Genomic DNA, 22,143 nt, shown 5'->3' on the forward strand with positions numbered 1-22,143 from the left:
AGTCGTACTTGGCGATGATCGTACCTCAGGCGGCGCAGGCGATCCGCTCCACGGCGCTGGCCAGCGCGGTTTCGAACTGGTCGGTGGCCGCTTCCCAGGAATAGCTGGCGCCATAGGCAGCGGCATCGGCGCGGCGGCAGGCCAGTGCCTGGGCAATCGCGGTGGCGAGGTCTTCGTGGCAGGCGCCCACCGGGTGGGGCAGGTTGCCCTGCGCGCCGCGGCCATCCACGCCGATCACGTCGCGCGGGCCGGCCACCGGGAAGGCGGCCACCGGCACGCCGCAGGCCATCGCCTCGATCATTACCAGGCCAAACGTGTCGGTACGGCTGGGAAAGACGAAGCAATCGGCGGCGCGATAGGCCTGGGCCAGCGCTGTACCCGAAAGCGCGCCGGTGAAATGCGCCTGGGGGTAGCGGCTTTTGAGCATGGCCAAGTCTGGTCCGTCGCCCACCACCACCTTGCTGCCGGGCACTGCGCAATCGAGAAACGCGCCAAGGTTCTTTTCCACGGCCACGCGGCCGACATAGAGCAGCACCGGCCCGAGCAGTGCGGCAAGCTGGGGCAGCGGGGCGTGGCCGGGATGGAACAGCCCGGCATCGATCCCGCGCGACCACAGCCGGGTCTGCACGATGCCGTGCCCGGCCAGCTCGCGCGCCAGGCTGGGTGTAGATACCAGCACCGCGGCGCTTTGCGCATGAAAGCGGCGCATCACCGGCCAGAACACATCGGGGCTCAACCCCGTGCGCATCGCGGCGTAATCGGGAAAGCGCGTGTGAAATGCGCTGGTAAACGGCACGCCCACCGATTTGCACCAACTGCGCGCGGCCCAGCCGATCGGCCCTTCGGTGGCGATATGCACGATATCGGGCGCAAAATCGCGCAAGGTGCGCCGCGTGCCAAAGCGGGGCGCCATGGCCAGGCGGATCTCGCCATAGCCGGGCAGGGCACACGTGCGGAACTGCTGGGGGGTGAGCAGTTCCACCACGTGGCCCCGCGCGCGCAGGTGCGCAACCGTGGTGGTCAGCGTGCGCACCACGCCGTTGACTTGCGGCGTCCAGGCATCGGTAGCGAGGGCAATGCGCATCAGGCGGATTCCGTTTCGGCCGGGCTGGGCAGGCCGGGCACGGCGGCGGGCGTGAACGGCGCCTGCTTGCGCTGTTCCTCCACCCAGTCGACGATGCTCATCGCGCCGGTGAAATCCTCGACCAGGGCGGTGCAGCTTTCCACCCAGTCGCCATCGTTGTAATAGGTGACATCGCCGATCTGGCGGATTTCGGCGCAGTGGATGTGGCCGCACACCACCCCGTCCACGCCCATGTCGCGCGCGGCGTGGGCCACGGCCTCTTCAAAGTCGCAGATGAACTGCACCGCGTTCTTCACGCGCTTTTTCATATAGGCCGAGAGCGACCAATAGGGCAGCTTGAACTGGCGCCGCACCAGGTTGACCCAGCGGTTGGCGCGCAGCAGCACGGCATAGGCGGCATCGCCCAGGAACGCGAGCCAGCGGGCATAGAGCACCACGCCATCGAAGCCGTCGCCATGGGTGATCAGCAGGCGCCGCCCATCGGCGGTGCGGTGAATGGTGTCGAGCGCCAGTTCCACGCCGCCAAAGGTCATCCCGGCATAGGGGCGCAGCATCTCGTCATGGTTGCCGGCAATCAGCACCACGCGGGTGCCGCGATGCGCCATCTTCAGCACGCGGCGGACCACTTCATTGTGCGCATCGGGCCAGTACCACCCACGCGACAGGCGCCAGCCATCGACGATGTCACCCACCAGATAGAGCGTTTCGCACTCGATCGAGGCCAGGAAATCGAGCAGCATTTCGGCATTGCAGCCGCGCGTGCCGAGATGAAGGTCGGAAATCCACACCGTGCGTACCCGCCGCTTGGGGCGAAAGCCGCGCGGTTCGGGCAAGTCAAGCCAATCGGGCGCGCCCTTTAGCCATTCGCTGACGGGGGCAAAGTTGCGGTCGCTTGGGCGGTCCATGACCCAGTCCCTTCATATGCTGCCGTTGTCTTGCGAATCTCATGGCACCGTCACATTGCGCGCTGGCGACACCGTGTCATGGTTGTGAAACAAGAGGGGAACAAATGGAGGGTGACGCCGGGCGTGCAACCCGCTAGGAAGGAAAGCGATGCTGACCGGGCTTTCCATCCGCAATGTCGTCCTGATCGAGGCGCTGGACCTCGTGTTTCCGGGCGGTTTGGGCGTTCTGACCGGCGAAACCGGTGCGGGCAAATCGATCCTGCTGGATTCGCTGGGCCTGGTGCTGGGGGACCGCGCCGACAGCGGCCTGGTTCGCGCCGGAGAAGACGTGGCGAGCGTGACCGCTACATTCGAGTTCGCGCGGCGGCCCGATGGCGTGGAAGCGATCCTGGCCGAAGCGGCGATCGATTGGGAACCGGGCGAGCCGTTGTTGGTCCGCCGCCGGTTGCGCGCCGATGGCGGCAGCCGTGCCTATATCAATGACCAGCCGGTGGGCGTGGCGCTGCTGCGTGAACTGGCGCGTTTCCTGGTGGAACTGCATGGGCAGCACGACGATCGCGGGCTGGTCAATGCACGCGGCCACCGGGCCTTGCTCGATCGCTATGCCCGCGCCGATGCCGCCGAGGTGGCGCGTGCATGGGATAGCTGGCGCGCGGCCGAACAGGCTTTGGCGCAGGCGCGCGCGCGCGTGGCGAGCGCGGCGGCCGAGCAGGACCTGATCGAGGCGCACTTGGCCGAGCTCGACGCGTTGCAGCCGATGGCGGGCGAGGAGGAAGAACTCGCCCTGCAGCGTGCCGAGATGCAGAAGGGGGAGCGACTCTCGGGCGATCTCAACGAGTTGCAGCACTTGTGGAGCGGATCGGATGCGCCACTGGTGCAGTTGCGCGGCGCGGCGCGGCGGCTCGATCGCATCGCGGCAGAGCATCCGCTTCTGGCCGAGGCGCTGGAAGCGCTGGACCGCGCGGTGATCGAGGCGGGCGAGGCGGAAGACAAGCTCTCGGCCGCGGCCGAGGCCCTGGCGCACGATCCGGCGCTGCTCGACCGGATCGAAACGCGGCTGTTCGATCTGCGTGCCGCTGCGCGCAAGCATGGCTGCACGGTGGACGACCTGCCCGCCCGGCGCGAGGCGTTGCAGGCCGCGTTGCAATCGATCGAGGGTGGCGAGGCGCAGATCGCCGGCCTGGCGCGCGTGGCGATGGACGCGGGCCTGGACTATCGCGCCAAGGCAGAGGCGCTGTCGGTGCAGCGGGCCGAAGCAGCGCGCAAGCTGGACAAGGCGGTGGCCGCCGAACTGGCGCCGCTGCGCTTGGATGCGGCACGCTTTCACACCGCCGTGGTGCGCCTGCCCGAGGATCGCTGGTGTGGCCAGGGTATGGACGCGGTGGAGTTCCTCATCTCCACCAACCCCGGCAGCGATTTTGCGCCGCTAGGCAAGATCGCTTCGGGCGGTGAATTGTCGCGCTTTATCCTGGCGCTGAAGGTGGCGCTGGCCGAACAGGGCGGGGCAGCGACCGTGATCTTCGACGAGATCGATCGCGGCGTAGGCGGCGCTGTGGCCAGTGCCATTGGCGAGCGCCTGGCGCGCCTGGCGCACGGTGGGCAGTTGCTGGCCGTGACGCACAGCCCGCAAGTGGCGGCGCGGGGTGACGCCCACTATCTGATCGCCAAGTCGAGCGAGGGCACAGTCACGCGCACCTCGGTGAGCAAGCTGGACGCGGCCGGCCGCCAGGAGGAAATCGCGCGGATGCTGTCTGGCGCGGAGGTGACCGCCGAGGCGCGCGCGCAGGCCAGCCGCCTGCTCGAACAGGCTTGAACCCTTTTGCCCGGGTGGGCAGGCGGTTCCTCCACAGCTATGCCTTGCCCGGACTGGCGATAGCGCTTTACGAATTGCCGTGATGGCGTATCGCGCCGGTGACTGGCGCAATTGTTTGGTGAAAGTGGCGTATAATGAGTGATCCGGCAGGCATCGATCCGGCAGCAATGGGCGAGGCGGCTGCCGCCAACGAACTGATGCGGCTGGCGCGCCAGATTGCCTATCACAACCGGCGCTATCACGCCGAAGACGCCCCGGAAATTTCCGATGCCGAGTATGATGCTCTGGTGCGGCGCAATGCCGAACTGGAAACGGCGTTTCCGCATCTGATCCGCGCCGACAGCCCCTCGCGCGCTGTGGGTCACGAGGTTTCTGCTTCTCCCCTGCGCAAGGTGACGCACGAGGTTCGCATGATGAGCCTCGACAACGCCTTCACCGACGAGGAGGTCGAGGAATTCGTCGCGCGCGTGCGCCGCTTCCTGGCGCTGCCGGCCGATGCACCGGTGGTGATGACGGCGGAAGACAAGATCGACGGCCTGTCATGCTCGCTGCGCTATGAAGATGGCCGCCTGGTGCGCGCGGCGACCCGTGGTGATGGCCAGGTGGGCGAGGATGTGACCGCCAATGTAGCCCATATCAAGGACATACCGCAGGAACTTTGCAGCGATTCCGGTGTCGAACCGCCGGCCGTGTTCGAAATCCGCGGAGAGGTCTACATGGCCAAGGCCGATTTCCTCGCGCTCAATGCCGCGCAGGAGGAAAAGGGCGACAAGGTCTTTGCCAACCCGCGCAACGCGGCTGCCGGATCGCTGCGCCAGAAGGACGCGAGCGTGACGGCCGCGCGGCCCCTGCGGTTTCTGGCGCATGGCTGGGGTGCGGCCAGCGCCGTGCCCGCCGAAACGCAGTGGGCGATGATGCAGCAGATGGCGGCCTGGGGTGTTCCCGTGTCACACCTGCTGACACGCTGCGATGATACCGCGCAAATGCTGGCGCACTATCGCAGCATTCAAGCGCAACGCGCTGATTTACCCTATGATATCGATGGCGTGGTATACAAGGTCGATAGCCTGGAATGGCAGCGCCGGCTGGGCTTTGTCGCCAAGGCGCCGCGCTGGGGCATGGCGCACAAGTTTCCCGCCGAGCAGGCGGAAACCACGGTGGAGGCGATCGATATCCAGGTGGGGCGCACCGGCAAGCTGACGCCGGTGGGGCGCTTGGCGCCGGTGTTGGTGGGCGGGGTGACCGTTACCAACGTGACACTTCACAACCGTGATGAGATCGGCCGGCTGGGTGTGCGCGTCGGTGATCGCGTGGTCTTGCAACGGGCTGGCGATGTCATCCCGCAAGTGGTTGAAAATCTGACACGCGAAGAAGATCGTCCGGCTTATGTCTTTCCCGATCACTGCCCGGAATGCGGCAGCGAGGCGGTGGCCGAAGAAGGCGAAGTGGACGTGCGCTGCACCGGCGGGTTGGTGTGCCCGGCGCAGCGGACCGAGCGGCTCAAGCATTTTGTCAGCCGCGCCGCGCTCGATATCGAAGGGCTGGGCGAAAAGACCATCGCCGAATTCTTTGCGCTGGGCTGGCTGGAAAGCCCGGCCGATATCTTCCGCCTGCGCAAGCGGCGTGACGATATTGTCGGTCGCGAGGGCTGGAAGGACAAGTCGGTCGACAATCTGCTCGCCGCGATCGAGGCCAAGCGCCAGCCCGATGCCGCGCGCCTGCTGTTCGGGCTGGGCATTCGCCACGTTGGCGCGGTCACCGCGCGCGACCTGTTGAAGCGCTTCGTCACGCTGCCCGCGCTGCGCGCCGTGGCCGAACGCGCCCATGGCGGCGATGAAGAGGCCAAGGCCGATCTGCTGGGCATCGATGGTGTTGGCCCGGTGGTGGTGGAAGCGCTGGGCGATTTCTTCCACGAACCGCACAACATCGCCGTGTGGGACGATCTGCTGGGTGAAGTGAGCCCGCCCGATTTCATCGTCGAAACCCGCGCCAGCGCCGTCGCGGGCAAGACGGTGGTGTTCACCGGCAAGCTGGAAACCATGAGCCGCGACGAGGCCAAGGCCCAGGCCGAGGCGCTGGGCGCGCGGGCCGCTGGCAGCGTTTCCCCCAAGACCGACCTGGTCGTTGCCGGGCCGGGTGCGGGCAGCAAGCTCAAGAAGGCAGCCGAACTGGGCATCGAGGTGATCGACGAAGCGGCCTGGGCGGAAATCTTCAAGGCAGCGGGATAGGCGATCATGGCCCTTCACACTTGGTGGCTGTTTGTCGTCACCGTCTTTTTCATCTCAATCTCGCCCGGCCCCAACATGCTGCACGTGATGACGCGCAGCGTGACACTGGGCTTTGGCCGGGCGATGCTGGCGATGAGCGGCTGCTTTCTCGCCGTGCTCACGCTGCTCAGCCTCTCGGCTGCGGGGCTGTCGGCAGTCCTGGTGGCGATGCCGCAGGTGTTTACCGCGCTCAAGATCGTCGGCGCGGCCTATCTGCTTTACCTGGGGTACAAATCCTGGACCGCCAAGGAATCTCCGGTGGACATGGTGGGCGATGGGGCAGTGGCCCTGCCATCGCCGCTCGGCCTCTTCCGCACGGGATTTCTGATCGGCATCAGCAATCCCAAGGCATTGCTGTTTGCCGGGGCATTCCTGCCGCAGTTCATCGACCCGGCCCGGCCCAAGGCGGCGCAGTTTGCCGTCATGGTGGCAACCTTCGGCGTGATCGAGATGACCTCGTACCTGCTCTATGCGCTGGGCGGGCGATCGGTGGCGCGCTGGCTGGAAAAGCCATCGCCGCGCAAGGTGTTCAACCGGGTGACCGGCGCGATCTTTGTGGCGTTTGGTGTGGCGATGGTGGGCAGCCGGGTTTAGGCGTTTGCGCTTGGTTTCGCACCACCCCTCGCCCCCCTCCTCTGAAGAGGAGGGGGAGTTAAGCTGCTGATTTTATAGCCTCATCCTCTTTAGAGGGGGCGGGGGTGGTGGACGTCGTGCGCTGTCCTACCACTTCTGCGACCACGCCGGCAGGGCGCCGGGCGTGGTGGCATGAATGCGCGCGGTGGCGCGGCGGCGCAGCCACAGGATCGACCAATCGCCGCGCACTTGGCGCGCCGCGAGGCGTAGGCCGGCGCGGGCATAGGCAGCACGCACGGCTTTTTCCTGCGTGGCGAGCAGGCCGGCGAGGAGGATATGGCCACCTGGCTTGACTGCCGCGGCAAATTCCGGCGCCAGTTCGATCAGCGGACCTGCCAGGATATTGGCAATCAGCAGGTCATAGGGCGCCGACAGGCGCAGGAGCGGGTGGTCCATGCCAGCCGCGATGACCATGGCCAGCTTGCCCGGCCCATCGCCTAGCGGCACGCCGTTGGCATCGGCATTGGTTGCGACCACCGGGCCGCAGACGGCGTCAATGTCGCTGGCGATCGCGCGCGCGCCGGGCCACAGATGCAGCCCGGCAAAAGCAAGCAAGCCGGTGCCCGTGCCGATATCGGCCAGGTTGCGCACCACCGCGCCATTGGCCTTCATGTGCGCCAGCATGGCCAGGCACCCGGCGGTGGTGGCATGCTGGCCGGTGCCAAAGGCCTGGCTGGTGGGGATCAGGAAATTGCGGATGCCGGGCGTGTCCACTGCCGGATATTCGGGGGTGTGGACGTGGAACGGCCCTTCGTGGATCGGCTCCACCCCGTGCTGGCTGAGCGTGACCCAGTCTTCCTCGGGCAGTTGTTCGATCACCATCGGCGGTGCGCCATCGGCGAACAGCGCGGCGATCGCGGCGCGTTCGTCTTCGCCTGGTTCGTCGGCCAGCCAGGCTTCCAGCTGCCAGTCTTCGGGCTTGTCCTCGGCAATCTCGCTGCCGGCGATGACGATGTCGGCGTCCCAGTCGAACACGTCTTCGTGGGCGATCAGCGCGGCCTGGACGATGGGGCGCGGCGCAAGGATGGTGATTTTCCAGCTCATGGCGCGGGTCTTTGCGGCGGCGCGGCCTCCTTGGCAAGCGTCTCGTCAAGCCGGGCGCGGCCATTGGCGGCATAGGTGCGGCAGGCACCCGGCACCGGCCGGGGCGCCCCATGCGCAAGGCGCTCGAACAGGTCGCTGGCGCCGGGATGAGGCGTGATCAGCACCGTGCAGGGCAGGGCGGCAATGCGATCGAGCGAGGCGCGAAACGCCGCGACATAGGCGGGATGATCGGCAAAGCGCCAACCCGGCGCGGCCATCGCGGTGACGCTGTCGACATAGGCCATGGTGCGGCAATCGCGGCCCTGGCAGCTGGTCCAGGTCCAGCTGGTGGAGCCGGGGGCGTGGCCTGGCGTGGCATGGGCGACAAGGCGCAGCGGCCCGGCCACCAGCGTTTCGCCATCATGCAGCACGCGATCGACGGCAACGGCCGGGAACGGCTTGAGCCAGGCGGACTGGGGATCGTCTGCCGGAACCTGACCGGTGGTGAGCACGCGCGCGGCGGCGGGCATGGCCGCCAGGCGTGCGCCGGTCATCCGCTTTAGCGCAGCCAGGCCGCCAGCGTGATCGGAATGTTCGTGGCTGAGCACGATCCAGCGCACGTCATGCAGGCGAAAACCGGCGGCAACGATGTTGCGCGCGACACTGTCGGCGGCCTCCGCCACGCCCGCGTCGATCAGGATATGTCCCTGCGGCGAAGTGACAAGCACCGCGCTGATGCCGCAGGTGCCGACGTACCAGGTATTGGCAAAGATCCGTTGCGGCGGCGCGGGATCGGCCCAGCCATCGCGGTTGTGGCAGGCCTGGGCGAGGGTGGGCCGCGCCGGAATGTGCGACGGCTGCGATCGGCCAAGCGCTGGCGCGGCCATGGCAACAAGCCCGGCGAGCGCGGCTGCGAAGATAGGAATGGTGCGCATCGCCTGTGGTTTGCGCGTCATCTTGCCGCATGACAACATACGAATTCGGCTTGGCCCTTTCGGCGGCTTGCACCCCGGGGCTTTTCGACTAATAGCGACTCGTCCCGACCGGAAACCTCATCCCGGTCGCCTTTGCGATAATAAGGGGAAGTTCCATGGCGCTGGCGCACAGCAACCGGCCACTTTCGCCGCACCTCCAGATCTGGCGCTGGGGTCCGGCCATGCTGGTCTCGATCCTCCACCGTGTTACGGGCAATGGCCTGGCCTTTGTCGGCCTGTCGCTGTTGCTGTGGTGGCTGGGTTCGATCGCCAGCGGTCCTGAAGCCTATGCAACGTTCATGACCTATGTGTGGACCGGCGCCGATGGCGGCCTTTCCGCCATTACCGCGATCCTCGGCAAGATCGTGCTGGTCGGCCTGTCGTGGGCGTTCTTCCAGCATGCCGCCACCGGCATCCGTCACCTCGTGCTCGATATCGGCGTGGGCTACGAACTTTCGGTCAATGCCCGTTGGTCGGTCTTCACCATGATCGCTTCTGTCGGTCTTACGGCTCTGTTCTGGGGCTTCGTGCTGCTGCGCTAAGCGCCGGCACGCCTTACCTGATTTCTCGGAGGTACCATGGGTAACGGAACTTCGATCGGTCGCGTGCGCGGGCTGGGCTCCAGCCACGCCGGCACGCACCACTGGCTGGCCCAGCGCCTTACGGCGGTGGGCAACCTGATCGTCATCCCCTTCCTCGGCATCAGCCTGGCGCTGCTGCCCGCGCACGATTACGTCACCGTGCATGGCTGGGCGGCGAAGCCGTTGTCGGCCACCATGCTGGTGCTGCTGGTGCTCAACACGCTGTACCACGCGCGCTTGGGCGTGCAGGTCATGCTCGAAGACTATATTCACGAGGAAGGCGGAAAGGTCGCATCCTGGATGCTGATCAACTTCGTGCCCGCCGCCGCTGCCGTGTTCGGCATCGTCTCGATCATCCGCATCGCACTGGGGGCCGCGTAAGCCATGTCTGCTGCCTACAAGATCATCGATCATACCTATGACACCGTCGTTGTCGGCGCGGGCGGTTCGGGCCTGCGCGCCACGATGGGTTCGGCCCAGGCCGGTCTGCGCACCGCGTGCATCACCAAGGTGTTCCCCACCCGCTCGCACACCGTGGCGGCGCAGGGTGGTATCGCGGCTTCGCTGCAGAACAACACGCCCGATCACTGGACCTGGCACATGTACGACACCGTCAAGGGGTCTGACTGGCTGGGCGACCAGGACGCGATCGAATACATGGTGCGTGAAGCCCCGGCTGCGGTTTACGAACTGGAGCACGCTGGCGTGCCGTTCAGCCGCAACGCCGATGGCACGATCTATCAGCGCCCGTTCGGCGGCCACATGCAGAACATGGGCGAAGGCCCGCCGGTGCAGCGCACCTGCGCCGCCGCCGACCGCACCGGCCACGCCATGCTTCACGCGCTCTATCAGCAGAGCCTGAAGTATGATGCCGACTTCTTCATCGAATACTTCGCCATCGACCTGATCATGGAAAACGGCGAATGCCGTGGCGTGATCGCGCTGTGCATGGACGATGGCTCGATCCACCGCTTCCGTGGCCACGCCGTGGTGCTGGCCACCGGCGGCTATGGCCGCTGCTATTTCACCGCGACGTCGGCCCACACCTGCACCGGCGACGGTGGCGGCATGGTGCTGCGCGCTGGCCTGCCGCTGCAGGACATGGAATTCGTGCAGTTCCACCCGACTGGCATCTATGGTGCGGGCGTGCTGATCACCGAAGGCGCGCGCGGGGAAGGTGGCTATCTCACCAACTCCGAAGGCGAGCGTTTCATGGAACGCTATGCCCCTTCGGCCAAGGATCTGGCGAGCCGCGACGTGGTGTCGCGCTCCATGGCGCTGGAAATCCGCGAAGGCCGCGGCGTGGGCCCGCACAAGGACCACATCTACCTGCACCTTGACCACATCGATGCCAAGGTGCTGGCCGAGCGCCTGCCGGGGATCACCGAAAGCGGCAAGATCTTTGCCGGCGTCGACCTGACGCGCCAGCCGTTGCCGGTGGTGCCGACTGTGCACTACAACATGGGTGGCATCCCCACCAACTATCACGGCGAAGTGATGACCATCGGCGCCGATGGCAATCCCGAAACCGTGGTGCCGGGCCTGTTCGCCGTGGGCGAAGCGGCCTGCGTTTCGGTGCACGGCGCCAACCGCCTGGGCTCAAACTCGCTGATCGACCTTGTCGTGTTCGGCCGCGCCACCGGCCTGCGCCTCAAGGAACTGATCAAGCCGGGTACGGCGCACCAGTCGCTGCCCAAGGACAGCGCGGACCTGGCGCTGTCGCGCCTGGATCACTTCCGCAATGCCAAGGGCGGTTCGCCCACCGCCAAGATCCGCACCGAGATGCAGCGCGCGATGAGCCAGCACGCGGCGGTGTTCCGCACCGACGAGCTGATGGCTGAAGGCAAGCACAAGCTGGCCGAAATCTATGCCTCGATGCAGGATATCGGCGTGTCGGACCGCTCGCTGATCTGGAACTCTGACCTGGTGGAAACGCTGGAACTGGACAACCTGATCAGCCAGGCTTCGGTGACGATGCATTCGGCCTACAACCGCAAGGAAAGCCGCGGCGCCCACGCGCACGAGGATTTCCCCAACCGCGACGATGCCAACTGGATGAAGCACACCGTGGGCTGGTTCGACGGCTGGGGCGGCAAGAGCGGCGACATCAAGCTCGATTACCGCCCGGTGCACGAATACACGCTCACCGACGATGTGCAGTACATCAAGCCCAAGGCGCGCGTCTATTGATCCGCGCCTGACGGCAAGAGACCAAGGAAAGGCCGGGGTTGGCAAGACCCCGGCCTTTTTCGTTGATCCGAACTGGGGCTTGTTTCCATGGGTGGAAGCCATGCGTTGCAATAGGTTGTGAACCATCGCGCTCTCGTTGGCCGGAGCGGAGATGGGAGATATCATGACCTATTATCGGGATGGAGCGGAAGTAACGCTGGACCAGACGCAGGCGCAAAGGCGTTCTCCCTTCGCGACGTTCCTGGCCAACGGCAACATCCTGGTCATGAACGAGGACACCGCGCATCCCAATTCGGGTGACTATATCTATTCCGTATTCACGGCCGATGGCGTGGCCAGCGGGGTAACTGCCACGGTGCGCGACTATGAGGTTTTTACGCTCGCCAACGGCAATGCGATCACTGTCAAGGAGGCCGAGGGCGCCGGTAGCCCTGTCACCCTGTCGCTGTTGGACACCGATCCGCGCGATGGCACGATCAGCGGGACGATCACGGTGCCGGCGCCGTCCCCCTCGGCCACGTACACCGGCACCTCGGTGCTGGCGCTGAAGGGCGCGGATCTGGGCAAAGTGGCCGTCGTCAGCAACGTCGATTTCGGGGGGAGTGCGGCGCGGGCGGTGGTCAACATCGTTGACCTGGCAACGATGAGCGTCCTTGCGCGCTTCACGGCCTCCTCCTCGGATCGGGATTTGCCGCCCAGCGTGACGCAGTTGGCCGATGGTGCACTGCTTACGCTGGCGCTGGACAATGGGGTGTCGAGCGGCAACGTCGGCTACACCTATGCGATCCACGCTGTAGACGGCACCGAGATCAAGGCGGCGACGCTGCTGGCGCTGCCGACGCGCGATGGCAATGCAGTGGAAGTGCAGATGGTCGCGCTTGCGACGGGTGGCTTTGCCATGACCTGGGCCGAAAACCATTCCAGTGGCGGTTTCGTGTCGCTGGGGGCGCTGCATATGCAGGTGTTCGACAGCAGCGGTGCCGTGGTGCAGGCCGATACGATCGTCAGCGAGGATGGTCCGCGCTTCGTCGGCTCAACCGACGTGGTTGCCCTGGCGAATGGCGGTTTCGCGATCGCCTGGGCCAGCGCTAACCCGGCGGGCGGCGCGAACGGCGCCAGCGAGATTGCGTTGCGGACCTATGATCATTCCGGCGGCGAAATCGGCCAGGAGCAGATCGTCAACACCACCACGGCGGGAACCCAGGATGCCGCGCAACTTGTGGCGCTGGCCGATGGTGGTTTTGCCGTGCTGTGGCGCGACGGCAACGGCACCTTGCACTCGCAGGCCTACACCGATCACCACGGGCAAACGGTGGAAGGCACGGCGGCGGCTGATAAACTGGTCGGCACCGATAAGGACGATCTGTTTCTCGGCCATGGCGGCAACGACAGGTTTGCGGGCGGCGCGGGGAACGACACGATCAGCTTTGCCGATGCGCAGCAGGGCATCTACCTGACGCTGGCGACGACCAAGCCGGTCGACACGATCGGGGCGGGAACGGTGCAGATCAAGAGCATCGAAAACGCCATCGGCTCGCAATTCGATGACGTGATCCTGGGCAACAAGGATGCTAACCGCCTGGAAGGCGGCGCGGGCAATGATCGCTTGAAGGGCGGGGCGGGGGATGACCACCTGCTCGGCGGCGCCGGCAACGACGCGCTGTTTGGCCAGGCTGGGGCCGACTGCATGGAGGGCGGCACCGGGAACGACGTCTATTATGTCGATGATGCCGGCGACCGGGTGGTGGAACGCGGCGATGATGCCGGGATCGACAAGGTCTTCTCCACCATCAGCTATCGTCTCGATGCCAACGTGGAACGGCTCACGCTGGTGAGCGGCGCGGGCAACATCAATGGTGCCGGCAACAACGCCAACAACACGATCGTGGGGAACGAGGGTGACAACGTGTTGAGTGGGGGCGGCGGCATAGACAGCCTGACCGGCGGGGCGGGGCACGATACCTTCGTGTTCGACACCAGCCCCTTGGCTGTCGGGCGCACCGTGATCCGCGATTTTGTGAGCGGCGAGGACAAGATTGCCCTATCACTCGATGCGTTTGGCGCAGGTTTCTATGCACAGCCGCCCGGCGCCATTGCCGACACCGAATTCGGCTATGGAACGCGTGCGACCACAGCCGAACAAAGCCTGATCTATGACCAGGCCAGCGGAAACCTCTATTACGACGTGGATGGTACCGGGCCGGAGAAGGCGGTGCGCATCGGGGTGTTGATGGGCGCGCCCGATCTGCACCTTGCCGATATCATACTGGTCTAAGTGACCTATCCCCGGCACCTGCACCGCATGACAGCGGGCGGGCGCCGGGGATAGGGTGAAGGATCAGCGGTTGCGCTTTTCCTGCTTGGCCTGTTCCTTGGCCGCATCGGCAGCGGCGGCCTCACGCGCGCGGTTGGCCGCGACGGCGCTGGCATCACGCGCAGTGGCGCCACGCGCCGGATAGGGACAGCCGCGCGACTGGCCAACGCCTTTGAGGAACGAACGGCGGGCCGTGCCGGCGAACAGGGCCACCTGCCAACGGCGCTGTGCTTCGTTCGCGCCAGAGATTTCGCGGATGATGCCGCCGAACGGGATAAGCGAGCCGACGATCGACTTGGCGGTGTTGCCCACCTTGAGGCCGCCCTTGGTGTAATCGGCAATATCGATGTCATCGCCGAGCACGGCATCGAGCCGGCGGATTTCGGACGAGATCGCCGGGCAGCTGCGCAAGCCAGCCAGCGTATAGGGCGTTTCCTGGGCGCGCTGCAGGATCGGCGGAATATCTTCCTTCTTGAGGTTCACCGTTTCGAGCGGCGTGGCGACGACATCGCCGACCTTGGCATCCTTGGGAGCCACGGCAGTCTGCGCGTGGGCGGCGAGGCTGCCAAGCGCGAGCGGGAGCATCGCGCCGAGCAGGGCGGCGCGGGCGGCATTTCGGTGTGCGAACATAATCGGTAAAACTCCCCGGTTTCCCGCATTACGCTGCAAACCGGCCTAGGTTCCACACGATCTGCCGATCACACCGCGCCCGGCGCAAAGGTGTTGCACTGCGCAGGGTTGCCGCTGTCGAGGCCCTTGCGCAGCCAGGCCATGCGCTGTTCAGAGCTGCCGTGGGTAAACGCCGCCTCGACCGGGGTGCGGCCGGCGGCTTTCATCAGCGTGTCATCGCCGATCTGGTGCGCGGCGCGCATGCCTTCCTCGACATCGCCGGGTTCGATCCGTGCGCGGTTCTGCGCGGCCCACACCCCCGCGTAGCAATCGGCCTGGAGTTCGAGGCGCACCGACAGGGCGTTGGCCGCATCGGGATTGGCGCGCTGCGCCTGTGTTACCTTGTCTGACGTGCCGACCAGCTTCTGGATATGGTGGCCATATTCATGGGCCATGACATAGACCCGCGCGAAATCACCCCCTGCGCCGAGCTTCTTGTCCAGCTCGGTATAGAAATCGGTGTCGATGTAGATGCCCTGGTCACTGGGGCAATAGAACGGCCCCATCGCGCTTTGCGCCGCGCCGCAGCCGGACGAACCCTGGCTGGAATAGAACACCAGCTTGGGTGCGCGAAACGCGATGTTCTCGCTGGCCAGCAAAGGCTTCCAGGTCTTGTTGAGCGAGGACAGCGCATTGCAGCTTTCATGGCTGAACGCGTTGACGTCACACGCCTGGGCCAGGGTTTCCCCGCCGGGCTGGCCCACCTCCTGCGATGGCGTTTCGCCCACGGGACCGGCCAACTGGCGAGGCAATCCGCCAAACAGCAGCGACGCGCCGACTACGACCAAGACCCCGAGGATGCCAAAGCGTGAGCCGACCAGGCTAAGGATCAGGCCAAGCGGGAAACCGCCGCCACCGCCGCCGCCCAAAGAAAAGCCGCCGCCCCGGCCGCGCTGGTCTTCCACGTCGATGTTGTTGTCGTAATCGTCGAGCCGCATCGCTTGCCTGTTGTCTGTGTGCCGTACGTGCCACGGCCTATAGCGTAAATGGCAAGCCGTGGCGCGCGACAATGTTCCGCGTCATGCGCCAGGAATTTCGCGCCCAGGCTCGATTCACCGTGCTTTACAGTTTGGGAACTTGCGCGTCTTGGCGGGTTTTGTCAGCAATGAGCCTGCGCTGAAGCGTTTGGGGACATAGATGAGTCGTGGCGCAAGGCTGTTGAGGGCACTGGCCCTGGTCTCGCTGGCAGCCCTGCTGCCGGCGGGCGCTACGCGTGCCGCAACCGCCCCCTTGGCGCTGCCCCTCGAGCAGCGGCTGCGTGGCCATGTCGAGACGCTGGCCAGCCCGGCCTTTGCCGGCCGCCGCCCCGGCACCGAGGGTGAAACCCAGACCTTGCGCTATCTGGTGCGGCAGTGGTTCGAAATGGGCCTGGAATCGGGCACCAACCTGCCGGGCAGCCCGTGGTTTGCGCCGGTCGAACTGGTCGCGCGCGAGCCGGTGCTGTCGCGCGCGGCCTTCATGCGCGGCCGACGGCGCCTGGCGGCTGACGAGCATGATGTCTTCGTGGTGACCTCGGGCGTGCGCAATCTGGTAGAAAGCGCGCCGGTGCTGTTTGTCGGGCATGGGGTGGTGCCATCGCGCACCGAACTGGCCGGCCGTGTTGCGCTCTTGCTGGAAAGCAAGGCCGCCGCTGGCGGCAAGCGTGGTGACCATGACGAGCGCCACGGCGACGTGGAGGCCGGGCGCGAGGCCGTGGGCCGCCTGCTGGACGGCGGGGCCATGGCGGTGATCACGGTGCTGGATGGCACGCGCACCCTTGATGATGTGGCAACGCGGCGGCGCAAGGCTGGCACGATGCTGGCCGGCGAGCGGCTCGACAACGAGATCGAGGCGTTTGTCACCCCCGACATGGCCGATCGCCTGCTGGGCGGAACCACGGCCGCGCCTGGCCAGGCGCTGGCCGCTGCCCAGGCCGAGGCAGAAAAGCCCGATTTCACGCCGCGCCTGATCGGCACTACGGCCAGTCTGGAAGCGACCAGCACCGAAACCCGCGTGCGCACGCACAACCTGATCGGCCGCATTCCCGGGCGCGATCCCGCTGCCGGCGCCGTGCTGCTGGTGGCGCATTGGGACCATTTCGGGGTCTGCACGGCGGCCGGGGCGATCTGTCCGGGCGCGGTGGACAATGCCAGCGGTGTGGCGGTGATTACCGAAGTGGCGCGGCAGATCTTGGCAGGCATGCCGCAGCGCATGCCCGATCGCGATATCTATGTTCTGGCCACCACCGGCGAGGAAATGGGCCTGCTTGGCGCCCTGGCCTTTGCCGAAAATCCGCCGCTGCCGCTGGGGCGGATCGTGGCGGCGTTCAACGTCGACAGCACCGGCCTGGTGCCGGCGGGCGGGCAGGTGGCGATCGTGGGACGGGGCATGACCCCGCTGGATGATACCGTGGCGCGGGTGCTGGGGCGGATGCGGCGCAAGCTGGTCGATGGCCGGGCGGCCAATGCCTATGTGCGCCGGCAGGATAGCTGGGTGCTGATGCAGCATGATGTGCCCGCGATCATGGTCAGCACCAGCTATGCCGACGAGGCCCCATTGGACCGGTTCATGACCGGCGCCTATCACACCCCGGCCGATACGCCGGACCATGTGAACTATGCCGGCATGGCCGATGACGTGCAGATCAATACCGAGCTGGTGCGCGAATTTGCCGATGCCCGCCGCTATGCCACAGGGGGCGTGACACCCCCGGCGACGGCGCCCGCGCCGGGGCCGACAAATAGCGCCCGAACCCCCTAGCCAATTGTTCCCGGCTTGATTACATGGGCCGCCACGATTCTACCCGGACAGGAAGTGGCAGCGCACATGGATATCCCCCTCGGCCTTACCTTTGACGACGTTCTGTTGCGTCCGGCCGAGTCAGACATTCTGCCTTCGCAGGCCGATACCCGCACCCGCCTGACCAAGGCGATCGCTCTCAACATCCCCGTGCTGTCTTCGGCCATGGACACCGTGACCGAGGCCGACATGGCCATCGTGATGGCCCAGCTTGGCGGGATCGGCGTGTTGCACCGCAACCTGACGATCGAGGAACAGGCCGCCGCCGTGCGCGCAGTGAAGCGCTATGAAAGCGGCATGGTGGTCAACCCGATCACCATTTCGCCTGATGCCACGCTGGGCGACGCCCAGGCGCTGATGAGCGCCAACCGCATCAGCGGCATTCCGGTGGTGGAAGCCGGCGGCCGGCTGGTGGGCATCCTCACCAACCGCGACGTGCGCTTTGCCGCCAATCTGGCGCAGCCGGTGCGCGAGCTGATGACGCATGAAAACCTGGCGACGGTGAAGCTGGGCACCAGCGGCGACGAAGCCCGCCGCCTGCTGCACGCCCGCCGCATCGAAAAGCTGCTGGTGGTGGACGATGCCTATCGCTGCATCGGCCTGATCACGGTGAAGGATATCGAAAAGTCGGTGACCTATCCCAACGCCACCAAGGACAGCGCCGGCCGCCTGCGCGTGGCCGCTGCCACGACCGTGGGTGAAAAGGGCATGGCCCGCACCGCCGCGCTGGTGGAAGCGGAATGCGACGTGGTGATCATCGATACCGCCCATGGCCACAACCGCGACGTGGCCCGTGCCGTGGAAGCGGTGAAGAAGCTGTCGAACGACGTGCAGGTGATTGCCGGCAACGTTGCCACCGCAGAGGCGACCCGCGCGCTGATCGATGCCGGGGCCGATGGCATCAAGGTGGGCATCGGGCCGGGCTCGATCTGCACCACCCGCATCGTTGCCGGCGTGGGCGTGCCGCAGCTGACCGCGATCATGGAATGCGCGGCCGAGGCGGAAAAGTCTGGCGTGCCGGTGATCGGCGATGGCGGCCTGCGCACCTCGGGCGATGCGGCCAAGGCGCTTGCCGCCGGTGCCAGCTCGATCATGATCGGTTCGATGCTGGCCGGCACCGAGGAAGCGCCGGGCGAAACCTTCATCTACCAGGGCCGCGCCTACAAGGCCTATCGCGGCATGGGTTCGGTTGGTGCGATGGCGCGCGGTTCGGCCGATCGCTATTTCCAGCAGGACATCAAGGATTCGATGAAGCTGGTGCCCGAAGGCATCGAAGGCCAGGTGCCGTACAAGGGCCCGGCCAAGGACGTGGTGCACCAGCTAGTTGGCGGCATCAAGGCGGCCATGGGCTATACCGGCAGCGGCACGATCGAGCACCTGCGCAAGAACGCCAAGTTCGTGCGCATCACCAATGCGGGCCTCAAGGAAAGCCACGTCCACGACGTGACGATCACGCGTGAGGCGCCGAACTACCCCACGCGGTGACGCCCGCCGCGCGGGTCCAGGCCGCGATTGACATTCTGGATGGCGTGATCGCGGCCGCGCGCGGGCAGGGGGCTTCGGCCGATCGGCTGGCGGCGGAATGGTTTCGCCAGCGGCGGTTTGTCGGATCAAAGGATCGCCGTGCCATTCGCGAGCTGGTCTGGGCCGCGATCCGCGCCTGTGGCGAAGTGCCGGTAAGCGGGCGGGCCGCCGTGCTGCGCCTGGCGCAGGATGATCCCGATCTGGCCGCACGCTTTGACGGTTCGCCCTATGGCCCGGCGCCGATCCGCGCCGACGAGCCCGTGGCGCTGGCCGGCGCCATGCCGGGCTGGCTGGCCAAGGCCATGGCCGCGTCAGGGCTGGGTGAGGCGGAACAGGCCGCGTTGATGGGCCGCGCGCCGCTGGATCTGCGCACCAATACGCTGAAGATCGATCGCGATAGCCTGGCGGCGCGGCTGCCGGTCGCGGCTGAGCCGGTGGTGGCGCCGCATGGCTTGCGCCTGCCAATGGGTACGCCGGCCGAAACATGGCCGGAATTTGCCCAGGGCCTGTTCGAAGTGCAGGACGCTGGCAGCCAGATCGCCTGTGAGGCGCTGGCCGCGCGGCCCGGCGAAAACGTGGTGGACCTGTGCGCTGGCGCCGGGGGCAAGACCCTGGCGCTGGCCGCTGCCATGGCAAACACCGGGCGATTGCTGGCCTGCGATATCGATCGCCCGCGCCTGTCACGCCTGGCACCACGGGCAGAACGCGCTGGCGCGCTGGTGGAAACGCGGCTGCTGAATCCCGGCAAAGAGACCGAGATGCTGGCCGATTGGCGCGGCCAGGCCGATGCGGTCCTGGTCGATGCGCCCTGTTCGGGCACCGGCACCTGGCGCCGCAATCCTGAGGCGCGCTGGCGGCTGAGCCCGGCCGCGATCGCTCGCTATCAGCAGATGCAGGCCCAGGTTCTGGACGTGGCGGCCGGGCTGGTGCGGCCCGGTGGGCGCCTGGTGTTCATCACCTGCTCGCTGATCGATGCCGAGGGCGCCGATGGGCTGGACGCGTTCCTGGCCAGCCATCCCGATTTCACGTGTGAACAACTGGCCATGCCGGCCGGGCGGGCGCATCGTGGCGGCTGGCGTTTGTCTCCGTATCATGACGATACGGACGGGTTTTTCTTCGCTCGGCTGGTTCGTCTGTGATAGACCCATCGGCCATGAGGGTGGTCTATCGCCGCGGTGAGCAGTCCCGGCTGAAGGAGTTCTTGATGCGTTACACGCCAGCGGCCCTTGCGCTGTCCCTGCTTGTGGCCGTGACCGGCAGCATGGGCTCGGCCCACACCAGCGAACCTCTCGATCCGCGCGCGCAGGTGCTGTTTCAGGAAGGGCGCACGCTCATGGCCAAGGGCGACATCGACGCCGCGACCGACAGCCTGGAATCGGCGCTGACCATCGATCCGGCCAATGCCAGCATCCTGGTCGCGCTGGGCGATGCCTCGCGCCAGGCCGGGCTTCAGGGCAAGGCGATCCACTATTACCGCGACGTGCTGGACCGCGAGCCCAACAATCTCGCCGCGATTGCGGGCGAGGGTGCGGCGCTTGCCGAAAAGGGCGCCATCGACAAGGCCAAGGCCACGCTCACCCGGCTGGAAGGCCTGTGCGGCAAGGCCTGCCCGGAAACGGCCGTGGTGAGCAAGGCGCTTGCCGCTGGCCCCAAGCCGCAGGTGGCGGCAGCTGAGCCGGTTGCGACGAAGGACCCGGTTCAGGCGAATTGATTTTGCGGGGGACGTGTTAGGCTTCGCACCACCCCCCGACCCCCTCCTCTGAAGAGGAGGGGGAGCAGAGGCTTAAGCCCCATCCTCTTTAGAGGAGGGGGTTTGGGGGTGGTGGAAACATGGCGCTGAAAAAATTCAGATCAGCGCGCGGAATTCTTCCACGACCTGGCGATAGACGCGCCGCTTGAACGGCACGATCAGATCGGGCAACTGCTCGGGATCGACCCACTTCCATTCGCAGAATTCGGCAGGATCGTGGGCGTCGAGCACCACGTCGCTGTCTTGGCCGTTGAAGCGCAGCAGCAGCCATGCCTGGCGCTGGCCGCGATATTGGCCGCCCCACAGCTTGCCCAGCAATTCGGGCGGAAGATCATAGAAATGTTCTTCGCGGCTCTGCGCCAGCACGGTGACATGCTCGCTCGTCAGGCCGGTTTCCTCGTGCAGTTCGCGCATCGCGGCGGGGACCAGTTCCTCGCCGTCGTCGATGCCGCCCTGTGGCATCTGCCAGGCGTCACCTTCCTTGTTGTCGATACGCTTGCCGACAAAGACGCGGCCTTGGGGATTGACGATCATCAGCCCCACGCAGGGGCGATAGGGAAGAGCGGCAAAGGGGTCCGCACTCATGGATAGGTGGTCCTCGTTCAAACAATAGGGCGCCCGGCATCGAGCACACCGCGCAGCGCCGCCAGAATTGCTTCCAGATCAGCCTGCGCGCTGGGGATGGCCTTGCGCACCTGGATAAAGCCGTGGATCGTTCCCGCGCGTTCGGTGAACACGAGGGGCGATCCGGCGCGTGCCAGGGCCGCGCCATAGACCCGCCCGCTATCGCGAATCGGATCGAGGCCTGCGGTCACTAGCACCGTAGGGGGCATGCGGTCATGCCCGCCGTTGAGCGGAAAGGTGCGTATGCTGTCGGCCGGCGCGGCATAGGCATCGGCAAACCAGCGCATCACCTGCGCATCGAGCAGAAAGCCTTCGGCAAATTCGCGGAAAGAGGCGTGGCCATCCACCGCATCGGTCAGTGGGTAGATCGGCACCTGGGCGATGACCGGGACGGCGGCGGGATCGGCAGCCAGCGCCTGGGTAACCACGATCGCGAGATTGCCGCCGGCCGAATCGCCGATCGGCACCAGGCCGGTGACATCCAGGCCCAGTTCGGCTGGGGATTGCGCGATCCAGCGCGTGGCCGCCTCGGCATCGTCGGTGGCGGCAGGAAACGGATGTTCGGGGGCGAGCCGGTAATCGACCGAGACCAGCGGCAAGTCCATCTGCGCGGCGATCTCGGTGCAGACGTTGTGATGGCTGTCCAACCCGCCAAGCACGAAACCGCCGCCGTGATAGAACACCAGCACTGGCCCCGGGGCGCGGGCTTCGCGGCTGTCATACAGGCGCAAGGCAATTTGGCCGGCTGGCCCCGGGCACTGTAGGTCGCGGATCACGGGCAGATTGCGCGGCGGCAGGTCGGCCAGTTGCTGCATGGCAACATAGGCGGCGCGGGCCTGGTCCACCGGCATCTGGTGCATCGCGGGGGCACCGGCGGCAGCAGCCTGGCGCAGGTAATCGAGGAACGCCTGCACATCAGGACGGACAAAGAGCGGTTCGGCCAAGGCCCATTCTCCAGTTGCGGCACCATAGGCGCCCAGCGCGCAGACCTGCACCAAGGGGCAGGCGGCCAAC

The 22,143-nt window shown here is 66.4% G+C and carries 19 protein-coding genes; 11 read left to right on the top strand and 8 right to left on the bottom strand.

Going from position 1 to position 22,143, the window contains the following annotated elements:
• Positions 1 to 25 precede the first annotated feature (25 nt).
• Positions 26 to 1,084, bottom strand: a complete 1,059-nt coding sequence (locus SCA01S_RS02800) for a glycosyltransferase family 4 protein (RefSeq protein ID WP_062782623.1) — start codon at positions 1,082 to 1,084, stop codon at positions 26 to 28.
• A complete protein-coding gene (locus tag SCA01S_RS02805; RefSeq protein WP_062782625.1) occupies positions 1,084 to 1,989 on the bottom strand; it encodes a UDP-2,3-diacylglucosamine diphosphatase in 906 nt (301 codons plus the stop codon). Before SCA01S_RS02805 ends, SCA01S_RS02800 begins: the two co-directional genes overlap by 1 nt.
• Positions 1,990 to 2,137: 148 nt before the next feature.
• Here SCA01S_RS02805 and recN point away from each other — a divergent pair, with 148 nt between their 5' ends.
• The 3 genes from recN to SCA01S_RS02820 all read left to right on the top strand — a co-directional run bounded on the left by recN (position 2,138) and on the right by SCA01S_RS02820 (position 6,663).
• On the top strand, positions 2,138 to 3,802 hold the full coding sequence (gene recN / locus SCA01S_RS02810; RefSeq protein WP_062782628.1) for a DNA repair protein RecN: 1,665 nt from the start codon (positions 2,138 to 2,140) through the stop codon (positions 3,800 to 3,802).
• A gap of 134 nt (positions 3,803 to 3,936) precedes the next feature.
• Positions 3,937 to 6,030: an NAD-dependent DNA ligase LigA gene (gene ligA / locus SCA01S_RS02815; RefSeq protein ID WP_062782631.1), complete on the top strand. Its 2,094-nt coding sequence runs from the start codon at positions 3,937 to 3,939 to the stop codon at positions 6,028 to 6,030.
• Positions 6,031 to 6,036: 6 nt separating this feature from the next.
• Complete coding sequence (locus SCA01S_RS02820) at positions 6,037 to 6,663, top strand: LysE family translocator (protein ID WP_062782634.1); 627 nt, start codon at positions 6,037 to 6,039, stop codon at positions 6,661 to 6,663.
• Between the two features lie 126 nt (positions 6,664 to 6,789).
• Here SCA01S_RS02820 and SCA01S_RS02825 read toward each other — a convergent pair whose 3' ends face one another.
• Positions 6,790 to 7,746 carry a 50S ribosomal protein L11 methyltransferase gene (locus SCA01S_RS02825; RefSeq protein ID WP_062782637.1) on the bottom strand — a complete coding sequence of 319 codons (957 nt, stop codon included), beginning with the start codon at positions 7,744 to 7,746 and terminating at the stop codon, positions 6,790 to 6,792.
• Positions 7,743 to 8,660: a subclass B3 metallo-beta-lactamase gene (bla, locus tag SCA01S_RS02830; RefSeq protein WP_245652415.1), complete on the bottom strand. Its 918-nt coding sequence runs from the start codon at positions 8,658 to 8,660 to the stop codon at positions 7,743 to 7,745. The genes SCA01S_RS02825 and bla overlap by 4 nt, the downstream gene beginning before the upstream one ends.
• A gap of 155 nt (positions 8,661 to 8,815) precedes the next feature.
• Here bla and sdhC point away from each other — a divergent pair, with 155 nt between their 5' ends.
• The 4 genes from sdhC (at position 8,816) to SCA01S_RS02850 (ending at position 13,745) form a co-directional block, all read left to right on the top strand.
• Positions 8,816 to 9,241, top strand: coding sequence for a succinate dehydrogenase, cytochrome b556 subunit (gene sdhC / locus SCA01S_RS02835; protein WP_022675379.1), 426 nt, complete (start codon positions 8,816 to 8,818; stop codon positions 9,239 to 9,241).
• 36 nt (positions 9,242 to 9,277) lie between these two features.
• Positions 9,278 to 9,661: a succinate dehydrogenase, hydrophobic membrane anchor protein gene (gene sdhD / locus SCA01S_RS02840; protein ID WP_022675380.1), complete on the top strand. Its 384-nt coding sequence runs from the start codon at positions 9,278 to 9,280 to the stop codon at positions 9,659 to 9,661.
• Positions 9,662 to 9,664: 3 nt separating this feature from the next.
• On the top strand, positions 9,665 to 11,470 hold the full coding sequence (gene sdhA, locus SCA01S_RS02845; RefSeq protein WP_062782643.1) for a succinate dehydrogenase flavoprotein subunit: 1,806 nt from the start codon (positions 9,665 to 9,667) through the stop codon (positions 11,468 to 11,470).
• 163 nt (positions 11,471 to 11,633) lie between these two features.
• Positions 11,634 to 13,745 (top strand): calcium-binding protein, encoded by a 2,112-nt coding sequence (locus SCA01S_RS02850; protein WP_167542860.1) that lies wholly within the window; start codon positions 11,634 to 11,636, stop codon positions 13,743 to 13,745.
• A 63-nt stretch (positions 13,746 to 13,808) separates the two neighbouring features.
• On the opposite strand, the gene SCA01S_RS02855 is transcribed toward SCA01S_RS02850, so the two are convergent.
• Complete coding sequence (locus SCA01S_RS02855; protein WP_062782648.1) at positions 13,809 to 14,414, bottom strand: hypothetical protein; 606 nt, start codon at positions 14,412 to 14,414, stop codon at positions 13,809 to 13,811.
• Positions 14,415 to 14,482: 68 nt separating this feature from the next.
• Positions 14,483 to 15,391, bottom strand: coding sequence for a KPN_02809 family neutral zinc metallopeptidase (ypfJ, locus tag SCA01S_RS02860; protein WP_062782651.1), 909 nt, complete (start codon positions 15,389 to 15,391; stop codon positions 14,483 to 14,485).
• Positions 15,392 to 15,611: 220 nt separating this feature from the next.
• On the opposite strand from ypfJ, the gene SCA01S_RS02865 reads away from it, so the two are divergent.
• The 4 genes from SCA01S_RS02865 (at position 15,612) to SCA01S_RS02880 (ending at position 20,466) form a co-directional block, all read left to right on the top strand.
• Complete coding sequence (locus SCA01S_RS02865) at positions 15,612 to 17,192, top strand: M28 family metallopeptidase (protein ID WP_245652416.1); 1,581 nt, start codon at positions 15,612 to 15,614, stop codon at positions 17,190 to 17,192.
• 66 nt (positions 17,193 to 17,258) lie between these two features.
• Positions 17,259 to 18,716, top strand: a complete 1,458-nt coding sequence (guaB, locus tag SCA01S_RS02870; RefSeq protein WP_028657618.1) for an IMP dehydrogenase — start codon at positions 17,259 to 17,261, stop codon at positions 18,714 to 18,716.
• Positions 18,713 to 19,894 carry an RsmB/NOP family class I SAM-dependent RNA methyltransferase gene (locus tag SCA01S_RS02875; RefSeq protein ID WP_062782656.1) on the top strand — a complete coding sequence of 394 codons (1,182 nt, stop codon included), beginning with the start codon at positions 18,713 to 18,715 and terminating at the stop codon, positions 19,892 to 19,894. Before guaB ends, SCA01S_RS02875 begins: the two co-directional genes overlap by 4 nt.
• Positions 19,895 to 19,959: 65 nt before the next feature.
• Positions 19,960 to 20,466 (top strand): tetratricopeptide repeat protein, encoded by a 507-nt coding sequence (locus SCA01S_RS02880; RefSeq protein WP_107716256.1) that lies wholly within the window; start codon positions 19,960 to 19,962, stop codon positions 20,464 to 20,466.
• Positions 20,467 to 20,601: 135 nt separating this feature from the next.
• Here SCA01S_RS02880 and SCA01S_RS02885 read toward each other — a convergent pair whose 3' ends face one another.
• Positions 20,602 to 21,090, bottom strand: coding sequence for an RNA pyrophosphohydrolase (locus SCA01S_RS02885; RefSeq protein WP_062782662.1), 489 nt, complete (start codon positions 21,088 to 21,090; stop codon positions 20,602 to 20,604).
• 17 nt (positions 21,091 to 21,107) lie between these two features.
• Positions 21,108 to 22,073 (bottom strand): alpha/beta hydrolase, encoded by a 966-nt coding sequence (locus tag SCA01S_RS02890; RefSeq protein ID WP_245652417.1) that lies wholly within the window; start codon positions 22,071 to 22,073, stop codon positions 21,108 to 21,110.
• Between the last annotated feature and the right edge of the window lie 70 nt (positions 22,074 to 22,143).

Source organism: Novosphingobium capsulatum NBRC 12533 (assembly GCF_001598375.1).
GTDB lineage: Bacteria > Pseudomonadota > Alphaproteobacteria > Sphingomonadales > Sphingomonadaceae > Novosphingobium > Novosphingobium capsulatum.